General features: G+C 33.3%; 14 protein-coding genes. 5 read left to right on the plus strand and 9 right to left on the minus strand.

Annotated features, from left to right (window positions below; translation table 11 throughout):
• Positions 1 to 38: 38 nt before the first annotated feature.
• Complete coding sequence (locus AST99_RS06415) at positions 39 to 998, minus strand: Gfo/Idh/MocA family protein (protein WP_057780387.1); 960 nt, start codon at positions 996 to 998, stop codon at positions 39 to 41.
• Between the two features lie 129 nt (positions 999 to 1,127).
• Between AST99_RS06415 and AST99_RS06420 the strand changes: the two genes are divergently transcribed.
• A complete protein-coding gene (locus tag AST99_RS06420) occupies positions 1,128 to 1,769 on the plus strand; it encodes a protein-L-isoaspartate(D-aspartate) O-methyltransferase (protein ID WP_057780389.1) in 642 nt (213 codons plus the stop codon).
• Here AST99_RS06420 and AST99_RS06425 read toward each other — a convergent pair.
• From AST99_RS06425 to smpB, 3 genes are read right to left on the minus strand one after another with little or no spacing between them, the layout of a single operon-like run.
• Positions 1,766 to 2,323 (minus strand): hypothetical protein, encoded by a 558-nt coding sequence (locus AST99_RS06425; protein ID WP_057780462.1) that lies wholly within the window; start codon positions 2,321 to 2,323, stop codon positions 1,766 to 1,768. The genes AST99_RS06420 and AST99_RS06425 overlap by 4 nt on opposite strands.
• Positions 2,324 to 2,334: 11 nt before the next feature.
• Positions 2,335 to 3,879, minus strand: coding sequence for a M61 family metallopeptidase (locus tag AST99_RS06430; protein ID WP_057780390.1), 1,545 nt, complete (start codon positions 3,877 to 3,879; stop codon positions 2,335 to 2,337).
• 30 nt (positions 3,880 to 3,909) lie between these two features.
• Positions 3,910 to 4,368, minus strand: a complete 459-nt coding sequence (smpB, locus tag AST99_RS06435; protein WP_057780392.1) for an SsrA-binding protein SmpB — start codon at positions 4,366 to 4,368, stop codon at positions 3,910 to 3,912.
• 259 nt (positions 4,369 to 4,627) lie between these two features.
• On the opposite strand from smpB, the gene AST99_RS06440 reads away from it, so the two are divergent.
• Positions 4,628 to 5,059, plus strand: coding sequence for a porin family protein (locus AST99_RS06440; RefSeq protein ID WP_057780394.1), 432 nt, complete (start codon positions 4,628 to 4,630; stop codon positions 5,057 to 5,059).
• Positions 5,060 to 5,255: 196 nt separating this feature from the next.
• On the opposite strand, the gene clpB is transcribed toward AST99_RS06440, so the two are convergent.
• The gene (gene clpB, locus AST99_RS06445) at positions 5,256 to 7,862 is read right to left on the minus strand and encodes an ATP-dependent chaperone ClpB (protein WP_057780396.1); all 2,607 of its coding nucleotides are present in this window, start codon (positions 7,860 to 7,862) and stop codon (positions 5,256 to 5,258) included.
• A 98-nt stretch (positions 7,863 to 7,960) separates the two neighbouring features.
• Here clpB and ytxJ point away from each other — a divergent pair, with 98 nt between their 5' ends.
• Positions 7,961 to 8,386, plus strand: coding sequence for a bacillithiol system redox-active protein YtxJ (ytxJ, locus tag AST99_RS06450; RefSeq protein ID WP_307414691.1), 426 nt, complete (start codon positions 7,961 to 7,963; stop codon positions 8,384 to 8,386).
• A 76-nt stretch (positions 8,387 to 8,462) separates the two neighbouring features.
• Here ytxJ and AST99_RS06455 read toward each other — a convergent pair whose 3' ends face one another.
• Both AST99_RS06455 and AST99_RS06460 read right to left on the minus strand, forming a co-directional pair.
• The gene (locus AST99_RS06455) at positions 8,463 to 9,491 is read right to left on the minus strand and encodes a redoxin family protein (RefSeq protein WP_057780398.1); all 1,029 of its coding nucleotides are present in this window, start codon (positions 9,489 to 9,491) and stop codon (positions 8,463 to 8,465) included.
• Between the two features lie 141 nt (positions 9,492 to 9,632).
• Positions 9,633 to 12,179 carry an ATP-dependent Clp protease ATP-binding subunit gene (locus tag AST99_RS06460; RefSeq protein WP_057780400.1) on the minus strand — a complete coding sequence of 849 codons (2,547 nt, stop codon included), beginning with the start codon at positions 12,177 to 12,179 and terminating at the stop codon, positions 9,633 to 9,635.
• A 259-nt stretch (positions 12,180 to 12,438) separates the two neighbouring features.
• Here AST99_RS06460 and gyrA point away from each other — a divergent pair, with 259 nt between their 5' ends.
• Together gyrA and AST99_RS06470 are read left to right on the plus strand one after the other, a co-directional pair.
• Entirely contained in the window at positions 12,439 to 14,997 is a 2,559-nt protein-coding gene (gene gyrA / locus AST99_RS06465) for a DNA gyrase subunit A (RefSeq protein ID WP_057780402.1), read from the plus strand.
• 26 nt (positions 14,998 to 15,023) lie between these two features.
• Positions 15,024 to 16,268, plus strand: a complete 1,245-nt coding sequence (locus AST99_RS06470; RefSeq protein WP_057780404.1) for a tetratricopeptide repeat protein — start codon at positions 15,024 to 15,026, stop codon at positions 16,266 to 16,268.
• 941 nt (positions 16,269 to 17,209) lie between these two features.
• Here AST99_RS06470 and AST99_RS06475 read toward each other — a convergent pair.
• Both AST99_RS06475 and AST99_RS06480 read right to left on the minus strand, forming a co-directional pair.
• Complete coding sequence (locus AST99_RS06475; protein ID WP_057780406.1) at positions 17,210 to 19,123, minus strand: OmpA family protein; 1,914 nt, start codon at positions 19,121 to 19,123, stop codon at positions 17,210 to 17,212.
• Positions 19,124 to 19,134: 11 nt separating this feature from the next.
• Complete coding sequence (locus AST99_RS06480) at positions 19,135 to 20,100, minus strand: PorP/SprF family type IX secretion system membrane protein (protein ID WP_057780408.1); 966 nt, start codon at positions 20,098 to 20,100, stop codon at positions 19,135 to 19,137.
• Positions 20,101 to 20,102 lie beyond the last annotated feature (2 nt).

Here is a 20,102-nt window from a genome sequence, read left to right on the forward strand (position 1 = left end):
ACGTGTTTTATGTGCTCTAGGTTAGGTTTTGAAAACGTTTAAAACTGATCGATAATCATATTTGCCACGCGTAAAGCTTCTGTCCCATCATGCAAAGTCACCACAGGTTTAGTGTCGTTATTTATTGCATCAGCAAAAGTTTCTAATTCGTCTAAAATGGCATTATTATTTTCAACATCAGGATTAGCAAAGTAGATTTGCTTTTTAATGCCTTCAGCATTTTGTAAAATCATATCAAAATCTCCAGGTTTTTCAGGAGCATCTTTCATTTTTACTACTTCACATTTCTTTTCAAGAAAATCTACAGAAATGTAGGCATCACGTTGAAAAAAGCGAGTTTTTCGCATGTTTTTTAACGAAATTCTACTTGCTGTAAGGTTAGCCACACAACCATTTACAAATTCTATTCTGGCATTTGCTATGTCTGGCGTGTCACTTATTACCGAAACGCCACTGGCACTAATGTGTTTTACTTCAGATTGTACAACGCTTAAAATAACGTCTATATCGTGAATCATGAGATCTAAAACCACAGGAACATCTGTACCTCTAGGGTTAAATTCTGCCAATCTATGCGCTTCAATAAACATAGGTTTGTCTAAAGCGTCTTTTATGGCTGTAAAAGCAGGATTAAAACGCTCTACGTGTCCTACTTGTCCTTTTACATTATGTTCTGCAACGAGTGCTCTTAAAGACTCTGCTTCTTCAACAGTATTTGTAATTGGTTTTTCAACAAAAATATGTTTGTTTTTAGAGATGGCTAATTTAGCACAGTCGTAGTGCGATAAGGTTGGTGTTACAATATCTACAACATCTACTGCATCTATTAATTCTTCTATAGTTGGAAAGAATTTATAACCAAATTCAGCTTCTACTTTTTTGGCATTATTTACATCGGGATCGTAAAAACCTACGAGTTGGTATTTTTCAGATTGATTAAGTAGTCTTAAATGAATTTTTCCGAGGTGACCAGCACCAAGAACTCCAGCTTTTAACATTCTAATAGGGTTTTAAACAAAAATAAGATTTTTATGACTTTAAAGTGCCAATTAAGATTTAAAAATTTAATAAAAGATTTACTTTTGCAAAACTTATAAAACCACTAAACTTACCTAATACTTGCACTTTTGAACGATACTTTTAAACATAAAGGATTAAGACAACAATTAGTAAACATATTAATAAACAAAGGTATAACAGATGCCGCTGTACTAAAAACTATAGGACACATCCCTAGACATTTGTTTATGGATTCTAGTTTTTTAGATCATGCTTATCAGGATAAAGCATTCCCTATTGCTGCCGATCAAACCATTTCGCAACCTTACACGGTCGCTTTTCAAACCGAATTGTTAAAATTAAATAGAGATTCTAAAATTTTAGAAATAGGCACGGGGAGTGGTTATCAAACCGCTGTTTTATGTGAACTAGGTGCAAAAGTATTTAGTATTGAACGCCAATTAGAATTATTTAAGAAGACGAGTAAGTTTCTTCCAAAATTAGGATATCGTCCTAGAAAATTAATATTTGGTGATGGGTATAAAGGCATGCCAGAAGAAGCTCCTTTTGATGGGATAATTGTGACTGCGGGTGCCCCTTTTGTACCGACACCTTTATTAAGTCAGTTAAAAATAGGAGGGCGTCTAGTTATTCCTGTTGGAGATACTGTACAAACTATGACACTTTTTATTAGAAAAGGTCTTAAAGAATTTGAAAAACACGAGTTTGGAGAATTCCGTTTTGTGCCGCTTTTGGAGGACAAAAATTAATTATTTTCGTCTTGTGGTAAATATTTTGCAGGAATAGGTTTGTCTTTTGTTTCGTTGGTCCACATAAGGTTTATTATATACCATCTGGTACCATCATACATCAGTTGGATGCTGTTAATTCCCTTGGTGAACGGTTCTTTGTCGGCTTCAGAATGGTAAGCTTCAAATGTGCTAAACACTTGCGTAATATTACCGTAAGTGTGTACAATACGATGAATTTCTTTTTCGTAAAATCCATTTTTTAACATCCAAGATTTAGACGATTTTGTATACTCTGCAGGTGTCATGTATTTGGCTTGTAATTTGCCTTCGTAATCGACACCTGTGGTTATTAATTTGGCATCATCTTTAAATAAAAAGGTAAATAAATCCCAATCGCGTTTTTCATTTTTATCTCCAGATATAGATAAATATAGTGTCCCTAATGTAGTTTCTAAAGAGGCAACCAATGGTGAGTAATCTGTTTTTTGTATTTCAACGTCCTTAGTCTTTTGTGCAAAGGCAGGAGTTGTTATTAATATACTCAAGCTTAAGATTAATAAAAACTGTTTCATTTTAAAGCATTTTAAAGGCTTATTGGTGCCATCCATTTTGTTCTTAATATTAATTGTTCTGCTGTAGGCGTTGCCATTAAAGAGAATTTGTTTTTGCTAGGATTGTAATCTACACCAATTAATTTGTAATACGATTGTATTGGTAATGGGTTTGCATTAATAATATAATCGTCTATAATGGTTTGTATTTCTGGATAGGTTTTTTGAACAAAAGTTTCGAAAAACGTCGCATCATCAAACGGAGTATCTGGGCCGTATTCTTTTGCTAAATCGTTAATAACATCGATATAACCACGTTCTCCATGCGATAATTCTAACAATTTTATATCTATAAGTCCAGCAACTAAAGCGCCTCTCATGTAAATATTTCCGTATTGTCTATTTCCTTTTTTAGTGTAAGAGGTAAGAGATAATTCTTCTAAGCTTACTTTTTTATCGTAATATTTAGAGTCGATCATTATTTTTTTAGATAGCGTTTCAAAATAGTCGTTTGTAGATTTTAATCCTGAACGGAATAACATCATGTGTGACGCCCATTCTGTAGTGCCCTCGTATAACCATAAGTGTCGTGATGGTACGGGTGTAATAAAGTTAAACTGATCTACAATTTCGCTATGGATATTTAAAGGTGTTACCACATGAAAAAATTCGTGAGCAGCAACTTCTAAAATTTGTTGTTCTAAATTATCCCAAGTGTCTTCTCTATAAATGTATTCTGAACTATAAGAGTGTTCCCAAGCGCCATTGGTTTTGTCTTCAAAATGGAATAAGAAAGTGTAATTTTTTACAGGTAAACCATTAAGGAATCCGCTTGCAGATAGCAACATGTTTTCCATAGATTCTAAAACTTGGTCTGAGGTAATTAAACCGGTTTTAGAATAGGTAAAAATATCTACGTTAGTCCCTTGAACATTCATAGAAGCTTTAGTAAGATTTCCAAGTAGAATAGGTGAGTCTACTACTTTATCGTAATCTTCAGCGAAATATAAACTATCACTATTTTTAGTTAATGGTGTTCCAACAGTCCAGGATTCTGGATAATCTAGCTTTATGGTGATAGGACTACTTTGCTTATTTTTAAAATAACCAAAAACAGCTTGTCCGTTTATTAGGGTGTGATCGTCTTCAATAGAGGTTCCACACATTAGATAAATGTTGTTTTCTGAAACCGGTGTATCCCAAGTTTCTGAAATTTCGTATTCTATTTTAGCAATTTTTGACGGATGCGTTAATTGAAACTGATTGGTAGAAATTGGCGTAGTTTCCAATTCATTTCCATTCTTATCTAATGCTTTAAATGATTTAACATAACGCCCGATATCCATAACTTGATACGTTCCCGGCGCGGTAGATGCAAATTGGTAAATTGCATTCTCTTCGCTTAAAGTTGGTGGCGTAACAGTGACTTTATAGGTGTCTTTAGATCGATCTAAAAGATTTATTTCAAACTTTATAGGTGTAACTGTTGGTGTGTCGGTTACTGTAGATTTAGAACCTGAGCAAGAACATAGCGAGAATGTAAATGCTAAAATGATTAATCTTAAACTCGATATCATAGCTTTGGTAAGATAAAATTGGGAATGTTATTATTTATAAATTTTCTTTACGCGATCTAAATTACGTTTGTTATCTCGGTCTTTAATAGTCTCACGCTTGTCGTATAGTTTCTTACCTTTTGCTAAAGCTATGTTTAACTTGGCATATCCATTATCGTTTATAAAAAGTTTTAGAGGTACAATGGTTAACCCGCTATTCTTTACTTCTTTTTCTAATTTTTTAAGCTCGCGTTTATTTAAAAGTAATTTTCGCTCTGCTTTAGGCCGGTGGTTATAGTAGTTTCCAAATTTGTATTCTTCAACAGTCATGTTTATTACAAACAATTCGCCTTGTTCGTTAAATTCACAGAAGCTTTCTGCTATAGATGCTTTACTGCTTCTAATAGATTTAATTTCGGTACCAGAGAGCACAATTCCAGCGGTATATTTGTCTAGGATTTCGTATAAAAAACGAGCCTTTTTGTTTTGTATGTTTATTTTATTTTGCATAGTTGTCAAAGGTAAATAATTAAATATAATAATTAATGCGCTAAAGCTTCAATAACTTCATTATATTAAATTAGAGAAATTTAAAGTTTTATTGAAAGTCTTATGTTAAAAATGTGTCGATGTATGCGATGTTTTTTCATGAAAATCTAGAATTAATAAATCGATTTGAAAGGGGCACAATAAATCCTGATGCAGTTAAATTTTATGTTAATTTATATTTACTTTTGCTTCAGTTAATCAAATTATTTAAACTTAAATTATGAGAAAAATCACATTATTATTTGCATTTGCCTTGATGTTTAGTGTAGCAAATGTTTTCGGACAAGCAAGAGAAGAATTGAACTTTGGACTTGTAGGAGTTAATTACGAAATCCCTGTTCACGAAGATGTTACAATTGCTCCTGGAATAGGAACTGATTTTGATTTAGATTGGATTACTTTGGGTGTAAAAGCAAATTATTATTTCGATAATATTTTCGGGATTACTGATGATGCATGGGATGTTTACGGTGGTGCAAACGCTGGATATGCTATATATACTGGAGACAACGACTTAGACGATAGTAGTTTTGATATGGGATTACAAGTTGGAGGACGATGGTTTTGGAATGACAAATGGGGTGTGTATGCTGAATTTTCTGGAGGTATAAACACTGTGATGCCAGCAATTGGAGTTACAATGAAATTATAAGGATAATTGATATTTTAATATTTAAAGCATTTTGGTCATGTATCAAAATGCTTTTTTTGTGTTTTGTAATTTCATAAAAAAAGCAATGTTCATCATATTTCAGATTTACATTGCTTTTGATTACTAACCAACCTAACACTTTAACGCATCTAAGTTTGTTCTATTACGTGTAAAGTAGGTTTTAACAAAATTTTAATTACTCTTGAGGTACTAAACTGTCTTGGTTTCTAAACACTAATTTATCATCAAAATTATCAAGTAATATAATACTGTCTGTAGTGACTTTACCAGATAAGATTTCTTTACTTAAAGCATTTAATACATCTTTTTGTATTACACGTTTTACTGGTCTTGCTCCATATTCTGGATTAAAACCTTTTTTCGCTAAATAATTTACAGCTTCAGGAGTTGCATCAAAGGTGATGCCTTGTTGTGCAATCATTTTAGCAACACTCTTAAGTTGTAATTCTACAATTTCTTTAATGTTTTCTTTACTTAGCGGTGTAAACATAATAGTGTCGTCTATTCTGTTTAAAAACTCAGGTCTAACAGATTGCTTTAATACTGCTAATACATCAATTTTTGCAGTTTCAATAGCACTTTCTATATCCTTAGTGGCTTCAAAACGTTCTTGAATAATCTGACTTCCCATATTAGAGGTCATTATTATTATGGTGTTTTTAAAATCGGCCACACGTCCTTTGTTATCTGTTAAACGTCCTTCGTCTAATACCTGTAGTAAGATATTAAAAGTATCGGGATGTGCTTTTTCAATTTCATCTAAAAGCACTACAGAATATGGTTTTCTTCGTACAGCTTCTGTTAATTGCCCACCTTCATCATAACCTACGTATCCTGGAGGTGCACCTACCAATCTGCTTACGGCATGACGTTCCTGATATTCACTCATATCAATACGAGTCATCGCATTTTCATCATCAAATAAGTACTCGGCCAAGGCTTTAGCTAATTCCGTTTTACCAACACCTGTTGTTCCTAAGAATAAGAAGGTTCCTATTGGTTTTTGCGGATTTTGTAATCCGGCACGGCTTCGTCTTACAGCATCACTAACAGCTTCAATAGCTTCTTCTTGTCCTACAACACGTTTATGTAACTCGTCTTCTAAGTGCAATAATTTTTCACGTTCACTCTGTAGCATTTTTGTTACAGGAATACCGGTCCATTTTGCTACAACTTCCGCAATATCATCATAAGTAACTTCTTCTTTAATTAAAGAATTGCCAGTCTCATTTTCGCTTAATTCTTTTTGAAGGTGATCTAGTCGTTCTTGTGCATCTTTAATTTTTCCGTATCTAATTTCTGCAACTTTACCGTAATCGCCTTCACGTTCTGCGCGTTCTGCTTCAAGTTTAAAGTTTTCAATATTTAATTTAGCAGCTTGAATATTATCTACAACTTCTTTTTCGCTTTTCCATTTAGCGTTTATTTCGTTGCGTTCTTCTTTCAAGTTCGCTAAATCTGATTTTAAACTTTTAAGTTTTACCTCGTCTTTTTCACGTTTTATCGCTTCAATTTCAATTTCCAACTGCATCACTTTTCTATCTAAAACATCAAGTTCTTCTGGTTTAGAATTAATTTCCATACGCAGTTTAGAAGCGGCTTCATCCATTAAATCAATAGCCTTATCTGGTAAAAAACGGTTTGTAATATAGCGTTCAGACAACTCTACAGCACCAATTATGGCTTCGTCTTTAATACGTACTTTATGGTGAGTTTCATATTTCTCTTTTATACCACGTAAAATAGAAATGGCACTTTCGGTGTCTGGTTCGTTTACCATTACTTTTTGGAAACGACGTTCTAAGGCCTTGTCTTTTTCAAAGTATTTTTGATACTCATCTAAAGTTGTAGCTCCAATAGCTCTAAGTTCTCCACGTGCTAAGGCTGGTTTTAAAATATTGGCAGCATCCATTGCGCCTTGTCCACCACCTGCACCAACAAGCGTATGAATCTCATCTATAAATAAAACAACGTCACCTTCGCTAGTTGTGACTTCTTTTACCACGGCTTTTAAACGCTCTTCAAATTCACCTTTGTATTTAGCACCAGCAATAAGGGCACCCATGTCTAAGGCAAAAATTTGTTTGTCTTTTAAGTTTTCAGGAATATCACCATCAACTATTCTATGCGCTAAACCTTCGGCGATAGCTGTCTTTCCGGTACCAGGTTCTCCCACTAAAATAGGATTGTTTTTTGTTCGTCTAGATAAAATTTGTAGGATTCTACGAATTTCTTCATCACGACCAATAACCGGATCTAGTTTGCCATTTTTGGCTAATTCATTTAAATTTTTCGCATATTTATTAAGGGCGTTATAGGTCTCTTCTTGACTTTGAGAAGTTACACGGTCGCCTTGTCGTAATTCTTCAATAGCAGCAATAAGCGCTTTCTCTGTGACACCCTGATCCTTCAGCATTTGAGCAATCTTGCTTTTCGATTTAAAAATAGCAATGATTAAGTGTTCGACAGATACATATTCATCATTCATTTTTTTAGCAATACTAGACGCCTCGTTTAGAGCTGTGCTAAGTTCGCGTGAAGCCATGATTTCTGCTCCAGTAACTTTAGGAAAACTTTCAATTTGTTTGTCTAAAGCTTGCTTTAAAATGTTGATGTTAACATTCAGTTTTTTTAGAATAAACGGTAACACATTCTCATCTACTTCAGAAATAGCTTTAAAAACATGTTCGTTCTCTAAACTTTGTTGGCCAAATTCTTGCGCAATTTGTTGTGCACGTTGTATGGCTTCTTGAGATTTTATTGTATAATTGTTAAAGTTCATTGTGTATTTGTTTTTCAATGAATAATCAATTTTCTTACCATTTAGAAAGTCGAGACAAAATGTCTGTTTTTAGCACGTTATTACTGACGATTTGTCTTTTGAGTAGAAAAGAAGTAAGACTTAAAATTAATGAAAATATGGGATTTTTTGATAAAATATTCAGTAATAATTCAGAAGATAAAAGTGAAAAACCATCAATTCCTTGGAAAGCCTTGGTTTCTGAAAGTCAGTTAGATACTATTGTAGAAGACTCTGCGGGAAAGACGCAGGTTATTTTTAAACATTCTACACGTTGTGGGATTAGCAGAATGGTGTTGAGCCAGTTTGAAAAAGCATACGATCTAGATTTAAATTTAGATATGTATTTTCTGGATTTATTACAAAACCGGGAGTTGTCTGCTGAAATAGCAAATAGATTTAAAGTATATCATGAATCGCCACAGCTTTTAATTGTTAAAAATGGAGTAGTTGTAAAGCACGCTTCTCATGGCGAAATAAATAGTATTGATTTGTCAGCTTATTAGAAGATATGGTATTCAACAAAAAATCCGCTTAAAACAAATGTTCTAAGCAGATTTTTGTTGTTGATTGTTTGTAGTCTTAGATACTTAAAGACGTAAATAATTCTTTTAATTTAGCATCAGAAGGTCTAGGAGCGCTAGGGTCTACAACATTTCCGTCAGGTCCAATTAAGATAAACCTTGGGATACCATTAACTTGGTAATTTCTCACAAATTCAGATTTCCAACCTTCTGGAGACATAACTTGTATACCGCCTAAATCTTCATCTGCAACCATGGCTAACCAGTCTGCTTTAGCTTTGTCCCAAGAACCGCCGTGTGTTCTGTCGTCATCCACAGAAATACTTACAAACGTAATATTTTTGTCATAATATTCTGCTTCCAAAGCTTTTAACGAAGGAATTTCTGCTTTACAAGGCGCGCACCAAGTTGCCCAAACATCTATATAAACATATTTTCCTTTTAAACTTTCTAAAGATGTAGTCGATCCATCTGCATTTGTATAATCTACAAACATTGGTGAAGGTTTCCCTGTCATTTCTTGTTTAAGCTTAATATTGTTTGCATAATATTTTTTTGTGCCATCAAGCATTGGCTTTAAGTTGTTAGAAGCCATATTTGTAAGCATGGTATCTATACCTTGTTTAGAGTTGTAAAACGTTGTAAGTTCTGTTTCTATATTTTCAAATTCAGTATCTAAACTTTCTAATGTCATTGATGAGAAATCTTGATCTAATAATTTTTCTTCGATTAAAGATTTTTCTGCTAAATAATTATTGTTTTCTGCGCCTTCTCCTGTGTACGAAATAGATTCGTCGAAAGCTTTCGTATCTAAAGAAAGATTTAAATCGTATCCGTTTTTAAGGAATACATTAGTAGATTCTACACCATCATAAAAGTTGTAGAGTCCAGTTTCTATTTTTAAAGTATCGCTAAATGTACCATCTGCGTTTACTGTAATTGTTTTACTGTAGGCACGACTTCTCACTATTAAAGAGTCGCTATTTTTATCTGTTATTTGTCCAGAAAGTGTTACATAATCTTTTTTTGGAGCTTCTTGGCACGCGAATATAGCCAGTGCACCAATAGCAATACATATTTTTTTCATAGTTTGATTTTTTAGTTCCTTCAAAAATAAGAGAATAGAATGGTATATTATAATTAATTGTAATAGTTTGGGTAGATAAAAATTAAAAAAAATGTCCGAAGGGTTAACAACGGACATTTGGTTTAAAATAATTAATCTTTTTTAAGATTCTGTGGGATTTTCTTGTTTTTCAATGGTGATTACAAGTTCTTGACTAGCATCATCTAAATCCATTAAAATAACATCTCCTTCGTGAATTTTAGATGTAATAATCTTTTCTGCTAAAGCATCTTCAACATATTTCTGAATGGCCCGTTTTAAAGGACGTGCTCCATATTGTTTATCAAATCCTTTTTCTGCAATAAAACTAGTTGCTTTGTCGCTTAGTTTTAAATCGTAACCAAGATCTTTGATGCGTAACAATAATTTATCAAGTTCTATTTTGATAATATCGTTAAGGTCTGCTTTTTCTAAAGTATTAAATACAATAACATCATCTATTCTATTCAAGAACTCAGGAGCAAAGGCTTTCTTTAAAGCACTTTCAATAACGCTTCTTGTATTCGCATCTTCTTGTGCTTTTTGAGATGCAGTACCAAAACCAATTCCAGTACCGAAATCTTTCAATTTACGGGCACCAATATTAGATGTCATGATAATAATAGTATTTCTGAAATCTATTTTACGACCTAAGCTGTCTGTTAAGAATCCGTCGTCTAAAACTTGAAGCATCATGTTAAATACATCCGGATGCGCTTTTTCAATTTCATCTAAAAGGACAACAGCGTAAGGTTTACGACGAATTTTTTCGGTTAACTGTCCACCTTCTTCATACCCTACGTATCCTGGAGGCGCTCCAACTAATCTAGAAATGGCGAATTTTTCCATGTATTCACTCATATCTATTCTAACTAATGCATCTTCACTATCAAATAATTGTTTAGCAAGTACTTTAGCTAATTGGGTTTTACCAACTCCTGTCTGACCTAAAAAGATAAATGAACCAATTGGTTTGTTAGGATCTTTAAGTCCAGCACGATTTCTTTGAATGGCTTTTACCACTTTAGAAACCGCTTCGTCTTGTCCGATTACCTTTCCTTTTATAAGTTCTGGTAAAACGGCCAATTTATTGCTTTCTGTTTGGGCAATTCTGTTAACTGGAATTCCAGTCATCATAGAAACGACATCTGCTACATTATCTTCTGTGACTAGTTCGCGATGTTGTTTAGTATCTTCTTCCCATTTTTCTTGTGCGATCGCTAACTCTTTTTCAAGACGCTTTTCATCGTCTCTTAATTTAGCTGCTTCCTCGTATTTTTGTTTTTTAACAACAGATGTTTTTGTTTCTCTAACTTGTTCAAGTTCATTTTCAAGTTCAAGAATTTTTTTAGGCACATTAATATTGGTAATGTGTACGCGAGAACCGGCTTCGTCTAAAGCATCTATCGCTTTGTCTGGTAAAAAACGATCTGTCATATAGCGACTAGTTAATTTTACACAAGCAGTAATAGCTTCTGGTGTATAATTTACGTTATGGTGACTTTCGTATTTATCTTTTATATTATTTAAAATTTCAATGGTTTGTTCTACTGTAGTTGGTTCTACAATAACTTTTTGGAAACGACGTTCTAAGGCGCCATCTTTTTCGATATACTGTCTGTATTCGTCTAAAGTTGTTGCACCAACACATTGAATTTCTCCACGTGCTAAAGCTGGTTTAAACATGTTAGAAGCATCTAAACTTCCTGTAGCTCCACCGGCACCTACAATGGTGTGAATTTCATCAATAAAAAGAATAATATCCTCATTCTTTTCAAGTTCATTCATTACGGCTTTCATACGTTCTTCAAACTGTCCTCTATATTTGGTTCCAGCAACTAAGCTGGCTAAATCTAAAGTTACAACACGCTTATTAAATAGAATTCTAGATACTTTACGTTTTACAATTCTGTTCGCTAAACCTTCTGCAATGGCAGACTTACCAACACCAGGTTCTCCGATTAAAAGTGGGTTGTTTTTTTTACGTCGACTCAAAATCTGAGAGACACGTTCAATTTCTTTTTCACGTCCAACAACAGGGTCTAGTTTACCTTCTTCAGCCATGGCTGTTAAATCACGACCAAAATTATCTAAAACAGGTGTTTTAGATTTTTTGTTTGCTTTTCCTGTTGGTGTATTGAACAAATTATCTTTTGTAGCGTCATCTTCGCTAGGGCCGTCATCTTGGAAGGATTCAGCCTTTGGTTCTATATAATTATCATCGTTTGTAATCATAAATTTAAATTGTTCTTTAACGTTATCATAATCTACTTTCAACTTGTTTAAGAGCTTAGTTGTAGGGTCATTTTCGTTCCTTAATATACACAATAATAAATGTGCGGTGTTAATGGAATTACTTTGAAATAGCTTGGCTTCTAAAAATGTTGTTTTTAAAGCGCGTTCTGCTTGTCTTGTAAGGTGCAAATTCTTCTTCTCGTTAGAAATTGCGGTTAATGTTGGGTTTGCAGGGCTTAATATTTCTACTTTTCTCCTTAAATGATTTAGATCTATATCTAAGGCGTTTAAAATATTTATTGCTTTACCGTTACCGTCTCTTAAAAGTCCAAGCATAAGATGTTCTGTGCCAATAAAGTCGTGTCCTAAACGTAGGGCTTCTTCTTTACTATAAGCTATAACATCTTTTACTCTTGGTGAAAAATTATCATCCATAAATTAAATCCTTTCTGCATTAAAATTACTAAAACATATTACCAAAGACAAAAAGTATACCTTAATTATATGATTTATGCTAATAGAAAAAAAATCTTTGTATAATCAAAATATTTGCTGTCTTACTTATTAACTAAACCCCTTGTACGAATTGTTAATAAAAACGCTTAAAAACAGTGTTAAAACGCCTGCTATTACTCGCGAAATGGTTATATTAGCGCGATTTGAAACACACAAGATAACTAAATTATTTTTATAGATGGCAGAAGGAGAAAAGCTTATTCCAATTAATATCGAAGACGAAATGAAAACGGCTTACATTGATTATTCAATGTCAGTCATTGTGTCACGTGCGCTTCCCGATGTTAGAGATGGTTTAAAACCTGTACACAGACGTGTTTTATATGGAATGTACGAACTGGGAGTTAGAGCAACTGGAGCGCATAAAAAGTCAGCAAGAATTGTTGGTGAAGTTTTAGGAAAGTATCACCCACACGGAGATACATCGGTTTACGACGCTATGGTACGTATGGCTCAAGAATGGAGTTTACGTTATATGTTAGTAGACGGGCAAGGTAACTTTGGTTCTGTAGATGGAGATAGTCCTGCAGCAATGCGTTATACAGAAGCGCGTATGCGCAAGATTTCTGAAGACATGTTGGCAGATATCGACAAGGAAACAGTAGACCATAAATTAAACTTTGATGATACATTAAAAGAACCAACCGTGTTACCAACACGTGTTCCTGGTTTATTAATTAATGGAGCCTCTGGTATTGCTGTAGGTATGGCTACTAATATGCCACCACACAATTTAACAGAAGTGGTTGAAGGTACTATTGCGTATATCGAAAATAAAGATATTACAATAGACGAATTAATTCAATATATAAAAGCTCCCGATTTTCCTACTGGAGGAACCATTTTTGGTTACGATGGTGTAAAAGAAGCTTTTCATACAGGGCGTGGTCGTGTTATAATGCGAGCCAAAGCTAATATTGAAGAAGTGCACGGACGCGAATGTATTATTGTTACAGAAATTCCGTATCAAGTAAATAAGGCTGAAATGATTAAAAAAACAGCCGATTTAGTGAACGATAAAAAATTAGACGGTATTTCTACGATAAGAGATGAGTCTGATAGAAATGGAATGCGTATTGTATATGTATTAAAACGTGATGCGATTCCTAATATCGTTTTAAATAAATTATATAAGTTCACACAATTACAAACGTCTTTTAGTGTAAACAATATTGCACTGGTTAATGGACGTCCAGAATTGTTAAACTTAAAAGATTTAATTCATCATTTTGTTGAGCATAGACATGACGTTGTAGTAAGACGTACAACTTACGAATTACGTAAAGCAGAAGAGCGTGCTCACATATTAGAAGGATTAATTATTGCTTCTGATAATATTGATGAAGTGATTCAAATAATTCGTAGTTCATCTAATGCAGATGAAGCTCGTGAACGTTTAATAGAACGTTTTAAACTTTCTGAAATTCAGGCTAAAGCTATTGTCGAAATGCGTCTACGCCAGTTAACAGGATTAGAGCAAGACAAGTTACGTTCAGAATACGACGATATTATGAAAACCATAGAGGATTTAAAAGATATCTTGGAAAAGAAAGAACGTCGAATGAATATCATTAAAGACGAACTTCAAGTTATTAAAGATAAATATGGTGATGAGCGTCGTTCTATTATAGAATATGCAGGAGGTGATTTAAGTATTGAAGATATGATCCCGGATGAGCAAGTGGTAATTACTATTTCTCATGCAGGTTACATTAAGCGTACTTCGCTTAATGAATATAAAACACAACATAGAGGTGGTGTTGGGCAAAAAGCTTCAACAACCCGAAATGAAGATTTCTTAGAGCATTTATTTGTGGGAACCAACCACCAGTACATGTTATTCTTTACACAAAAAGGAAAATGTTTCTGGATGCGTGTTTACGAAATTCCTGAAGGAAGTAAAACCTCTAAAGGTCGAGCTATTCAGAATTTAATAAACATTGAACAAGACGATAAAGTTATGGCATTTATTTGTACTCAAGACCTTAAGGACGAAGCGTATATTAATAGTCATTACGTCATCATGGCGACTAAAAATGGTCAAGTTAAGAAAACATCTTTAGAGCAATATTCTCGTCCGCGAACTAATGGTATTAATGCCATCACAATTAAAGAAGACGATGTACTTTTAGAAGCTAAACTTACAACAGGAACAAGTCAAGTGATGTTAGCCTTACAGTCTGGTAAAGCCATTCGTTTCGAAGAAGCTAAGACAAGACCAATGGGAAGAGGTGCATCTGGAGTACGCGGAATTACTTTAGCACATGAAGGTGATGAGGTTATTGGCATGATTACTGTAGAGAACCCACAAGAAGAATCTGTTTTAGTTGTTTCTGAAAACGGATATGGTAAACGTACTTATATTGACGATCCAGAAGATGGAGAACCAGTTTATAGAGTTACTAACCGTGGAGGAAAAGGTGTAAAAACGATTTCTATTACAGAAAAAACGGGTAAATTAGTATCCATTAAAACTGTTTCAGATTCAGACGATCTTATGATTATCAATAAATCAGGTATCGCCATTAGAATTGCTGTTCAAGATTTAAGAGTAATGGGTCGTGCAACACAAGGTGTAAAACTTATAAATTTAAAAGGGAATGATTCTATAGCAGCAGTTGCGAAAGTAATGCATGAAGAAGAAACCTTAGTAGATATTGAAGCAGAAGAAGGTGTAGATACACCTACAGATGGTGATGATACTACAATTGAAAATGACAACATAGAAAACAATTAATTAACAATTAACATAATTTTATTACAATGAAAAAACAGGTTATAGTTGCTTTGGCTTTATCCGTTAGTGCATTTTCTTTTGCACAAAAAAAAGAATTAAAGGCAGCGGAAAAGGCAATTAAAAGCAATAATTACGCAGAAGCAAAGGCATCTTTAAATCAAGTTACGCCAATGTTATCTTCTATAGATGATAAATACAAGTCAAAGTATTATTATCTACAAGCAGAAGCTTTATATGCAAATGGTGCAGGTTCTGCAGCAGATGTTACTAAAGCGCTTGAAAACTTAGATCAGGTTGATGATTCTATGAAGAGTGAAGTAGCAGAGTTTAAAAACAACATGCAAAACACGTATTTAGTTAAAGCGAACGACAACTTCAAGGCTAAGAATTATACAGTAGCTAGTCAGCAGTTTGAGCAATTATACAACATTGTGCCTACAGATACTACGTATTTGTATTATGCAGCAGTAAGTTCTGTAAGTGATCAGGATTACGATACGGCTTTAAGACAGTACAAAACTTTAGATGAGTTAGGATACACAGGTATCGAAACGCAATATTATGCTACAAATGTGGCAACTGGAGAAGAAGAAGTTATGGCTCAAAGCCAAAGAGATTTATTTGTGAAAGCAAAATCTCATAACAATCCAGGTATGCGTAAAACAGATTCTAAACAAGGTGAAATCACTAAGAACATCGCTTTAATTTTAGTATCTCAAGGAAAAACAGATGAAGCTTTAGCAGCAGCTAAAAAAGCAAGATTACAAGATCCTGATAACTTAGATTTAATCTTAACTGAAGCTAATTTATATTTAGAATTAGAAGAAACAGATAAGTTTAAAGAATTAATGGAAGAGGCTGTTAAACAACAACCAGACAATCCAAACTTACACTACAACATTGGTGTTATTTCTTTAAAGAATCAAGACTTTGAAGGTGCAAGAACTGCATTCGAAAAAGCTCTAGAGATTAAGCCTGATTATGCAGATGCAGCTTTAAACGAGTCTACAACTTACATTGATGAAGGAAACTCTCTAATTGAAGAAATGAATAGCTTAGGTACAAGTAAAGCAGATAATGCACGTTACGATGAGTTACGCGCTAAAAAGACTAGTTTATTTGACAAAGGAGCAGATGTTCTAGTTCAATATATTGCTAAAAACCCTAATCCAGTACCAAATATTTACCAACAATTAATAAATATTTACAACGCTACTGGTGAAACTGATAAAGCTAAAGAAGTACAAGCAAAATTAGATGCTGCTAAATAATATTTAGTTCGTATATAAGTTAATGAAATAGCCTGTGAATTTATATCACAGGCTTTTTTATGCTTTAACCTTACTTAATATAATAGAAGTTAACGTATAGTTTTAAAAGCTTTTAAAGCGTCTCTAGGCCTGATAAAACTAGATTTGTTTTACAACTTAATGTTATATAAACTCATTATACGCTTTTCTTTAAAGCTCTAAATGATATATGTTTTCTACCAGTTAACTCATAAAGCTCACTGCATCAAAATATAATATAGTATATATTATTCCAATTAATATAAGTGCAAAATTGTAGTTCTCTATTAAAATGAATCCACTTTTTTTAACCAAACCAAATGTTACAATTATCAGCTAAATAAACAAGTTATAAATAAGTTATATTTTAAGATTAAGTAGACCAGTTGAGGTTCGTTAATTTAGTATGTAAAATTAAATACAGTTAACAAAAGTTTGTCTACCGCTCGAGTAGGAGAGTAGCTTGTGTTTTAAGTAATCAATTAGTTTGGTAATTAAGAGTGTTTGATAGTCTGTTAAAAATGTCTAGTTAGTGTATGTTATGTCATAATTATGCCTGTTTAGGTTGGCTAAGAATCACTTTTATTTCTCTTACTTAATATTATAATGAGCAATCAATCTAGTTACTGGTGATGCTCTAAATGATAATACACTGAGCTTATGTATGTCAAGTTAGACTTAGCATTAACTTCGATTATAATTCATTTTAATCAGAGAAATTAAGTGTGTTACATTGCGGTTAAATATTTCACTAGTATGATTACAATTGATAGTTTTTGATGACATACATTAATCATTTAAAAGCACTAATAGCTTTATTGTGGATGGTGTAGGGGAGTCAAGTTACTTTATACTTGTCAACTATCATAAATAAAAAAAGCCGCTTAATAGCGGCTTTTTTTATTGTTGTGATTGAGTAATAATTATTGCTTATTTTCTAAGATAATAAACTTAGATCGTCTGTTATCTTGGTGTTGTTCTTTAGTACACTTAACTCCGTTAGCACAATCATTAACCAGTTGTGTTTCTCCGTATCCAATTGCACTTTCAATTCTACTTGGATCAATTTCTCTAGATAAGATATAATCTCTTGTAGATTTAGCACGCTTATCAGATAAAGTTAAGTTATAATTATCTGGACCACGACTATCTGTATGCGATTCAATTTTAATTTTCATGTTTGGATGCTCTCTCATTACACCTACAATGTTTTCTAACTCGTAAGCTGCATCTGTTCTAATATCCCATTTATCGAAGTCGAAGTAAATAGGGTTAATCACAATTTCATCTTCAATAATAAGTGGTATTAAGTTAAGATCTATAGTCACTTCGTTTCCATTAATTAAAGATGTGCTCACCTCTCTTAAGTCGTCTTTATAATCTGCTTTACTACCTAAAATATTATAGGTGTTATTACAGCTTACTTTGAAAGAGTAAAAACCATCTTCTCCTGTCATTACCTCTTTAACGACTTTACCAGTTTCGTCTATTAATTGAACACTAGCAAAAGCCAAAGGTAATACCGTTCTACTATCTCTTACAGTACCTGTGATCATTTGAGCACAAATCTCGAAAGAATAAATATCATCACTTCCTTTACCACCTTCACGGTTAGAAGAGAAATATCCTCTACCATTTCCAGTATTGATGTTATAAGCAAAATCATCTAAGCCACTATTAAAAGGTGCTCCAATGTTTTCTACACTCGTTCCACCTTTTAAAACATCAGATTTAAAGATATCTAATAATCCTAGGTTTAAATAACTATCTGAAGAGAAGTATAAGTTGTTATCTTGATCTACAAACGGGAACATTTCTTTTCCAGCTGTATTTACTGCTGCACCTAAATTTACTGGGAAACCATAATTATCGTCTCCTAAAATTGCAACTTTCCAAATATCAGATTGTCCATATCCTCCTTCTCTATCTGAAGTAAAGTATAGTGTTTTATTATCTGGACTTAAAGCAGGATGACCTGTAGAGAATACTTTATCGTTAAAATTTAATTCTTGAACATCTTGCCAAGTTGTATCTACTAATGTTGCTTTGTAAATTTTTAAGTGAGATGTTCCTTCTCGATCTGCTTTTAATTTTCTGTTTTTACTAACGTTATCTCTTGTAAAATACATAGTCTTACCATCGTTTGTAATGGCAACACTTGCTTCGTGATATTTAGTATTGATTTGATCACTCTTAACATAATTAGGGTATGTATAATTTAAAGCATCTTCTCCATCTGCACCTTCAGAAATATCAGATTGGTATATGTCTAAAAATGGCTGATCATTCCAAGCATATAATTCATCTTTAGTTTTCTTAGAAGTAGAGGCGAAGTATAAAGTTCCGTCGTATTCAAAAGCACCAAAATCAGAATTTATAGTATTAATAGGTAGGTTAATTATATCTACATAAATACCTTCTGTACTTTTTAGTTTTTCATAAAGAGCAACATTTGTAAAATCTGTTCCATCTATACGATCTTCATCTTTTTGTGCTTCATTAAATTTTTCTAAATACACAACAGCGTCATCATACTGACCTAAACTACGTAATGATTGTGCATATTTATAATAATAAATAGGATCTACATCATCGTGTTTTTCAATAGCCATTGCATACCAAGTTGCAGCTTTTTCAGAATCTGAGTTGTTGTAAAAACAATCTCCTAAACGTGTTAATACATGTGCACTACTGTCTCCTTTTTTAACAGCCTCTTGGTATAAATCACTTGCTTTAACATAAGCGTAATTTTTAAAGAATTTGTCGGCTACCTTTTTTTGAGCAAAGATAAAAGTACTTGATAGTGCTAGTATGGTGAATATTAATTTTGTCTTCATAGTGGTAGTCTTTAGAAATATCTTGGGGATTTAATACGTCTTTCTTTAAATAATTCGAACATTAAAATGATCTCGTGAGTTCCGCTTTGGTAATATTTAATTTCAGAATTTATAGGTGATTCATAAGTATAACCAATTCTTAGTTGTTTAGATACTTGGAAATCAATTAAACCTGCAATTGCATTAGTACCACCAAATGAGTAATCTGAAACTCCGTTTGATTGATTACCATCTACACCTGAGTTATGTCTGAAACCAGCTCCAATCCACATTTTGTCGTAGAATAAGAAGTTTGCTGTAACATCGTATGATATAGGTGCACCATTGGTTGCTTTTAATAAGAATGATGGTTTAAACTTTGTATAACTTCCAATGTCCCAAACATACCCTCCAGTGAAGTAATAACTTACTCGCTCTAGAGCTTCATATTCGTTAGTGTTATAATCTGTGTTTAAAATTCTAGGAGCGGATAAACCTAAATACCACCTTTCTGAATGCCAGTAAACACCTGCTCCTACGTTTGGAGCCCAACGATCTTCAATACCATAAATAATCGGATCGTCTGGGTTGTTTAATCTGAAGTCCTGGTCTAAACTATACTGAGTAAACCCAGCATTAATACCAAAAGCTAATTTAGATTTTTCACCCGTATTAATTGTGTATGAAAAACTTCCATATAAATAATTGAAGTTTTCTGCTCCAAGTTCATCATGTATAAATGAACCACCAATTCCTATCTTTTCGTTTTCTAAAGGCGAATGCACAGAAAGAGTTTGTGTTGTAGGAGCACCATCAATACCTACCCATTGGCTTCTATGAAGGCCAACAACGCTTAAGGTCTCTCTACTTCCTGTATACGCAGGGTTAATAGATATGGTGTTATACATGTATTGAGTAAACTGTGGCAGTTGTTGTGCCATTCCAACCGTGCAACTCAATAATGCTAAAGCTACTATGTGATGCTTTAAAATTTTCATAG

The sequence above is a fragment of the Formosa algae genome (assembly GCF_001439665.1).
Lineage (GTDB): Bacteria > Bacteroidota > Bacteroidia > Flavobacteriales > Flavobacteriaceae > Formosa > Formosa algae.

What these genes read in the sequence shown, in the direction of transcription:
- AST99_RS06425 (WP_057780462.1), bottom strand. Translation starts at nt 2,323, where the DNA reads ATGAAACAGTTTTTATTAATCTTAAGCTTGAGTATATTAATAACAACT.
- AST99_RS06480 (WP_057780408.1), bottom strand. Translation starts at nt 20,100, where the DNA reads ATGAAAATTTTAAAGCATCACATAGTAGCTTTAGCATTATTGAGTTGC.
- AST99_RS06415 (WP_057780387.1), bottom strand. Translation starts at nt 998, where the DNA reads ATGTTAAAAGCTGGAGTTCTTGGTGCTGGTCACCTCGGAAAAATTCAT.
- smpB (WP_057780392.1), bottom strand. Translation starts at nt 4,368, where the DNA reads ATGCAAAATAAAATAAACATACAAAACAAAAAGGCTCGTTTTTTATAC.
- AST99_RS06470 (WP_057780404.1), top strand. Translation starts at nt 15,024, where the DNA reads ATGAAAAAACAGGTTATAGTTGCTTTGGCTTTATCCGTTAGTGCATTT.
- clpB (WP_057780396.1), bottom strand. Translation starts at nt 7,862, where the DNA reads ATGAACTTTAACAATTATACAATAAAATCTCAAGAAGCCATACAACGT.
- AST99_RS06460 (WP_057780400.1), bottom strand. Translation starts at nt 12,179, where the DNA reads ATGGATGATAATTTTTCACCAAGAGTAAAAGATGTTATAGCTTATAGT.
- AST99_RS06455 (WP_057780398.1), bottom strand. Translation starts at nt 9,491, where the DNA reads ATGAAAAAAATATGTATTGCTATTGGTGCACTGGCTATATTCGCGTGC.
- gyrA (WP_057780402.1), top strand. Translation starts at nt 12,439, where the DNA reads ATGGCAGAAGGAGAAAAGCTTATTCCAATTAATATCGAAGACGAAATG.
- AST99_RS06430 (WP_057780390.1), bottom strand. Translation starts at nt 3,879, where the DNA reads ATGATATCGAGTTTAAGATTAATCATTTTAGCATTTACATTCTCGCTA.
- AST99_RS06475 (WP_057780406.1), bottom strand. Translation starts at nt 19,123, where the DNA reads ATGAAGACAAAATTAATATTCACCATACTAGCACTATCAAGTACTTTT.
- AST99_RS06440 (WP_057780394.1), top strand. Translation starts at nt 4,628, where the DNA reads ATGAGAAAAATCACATTATTATTTGCATTTGCCTTGATGTTTAGTGTA.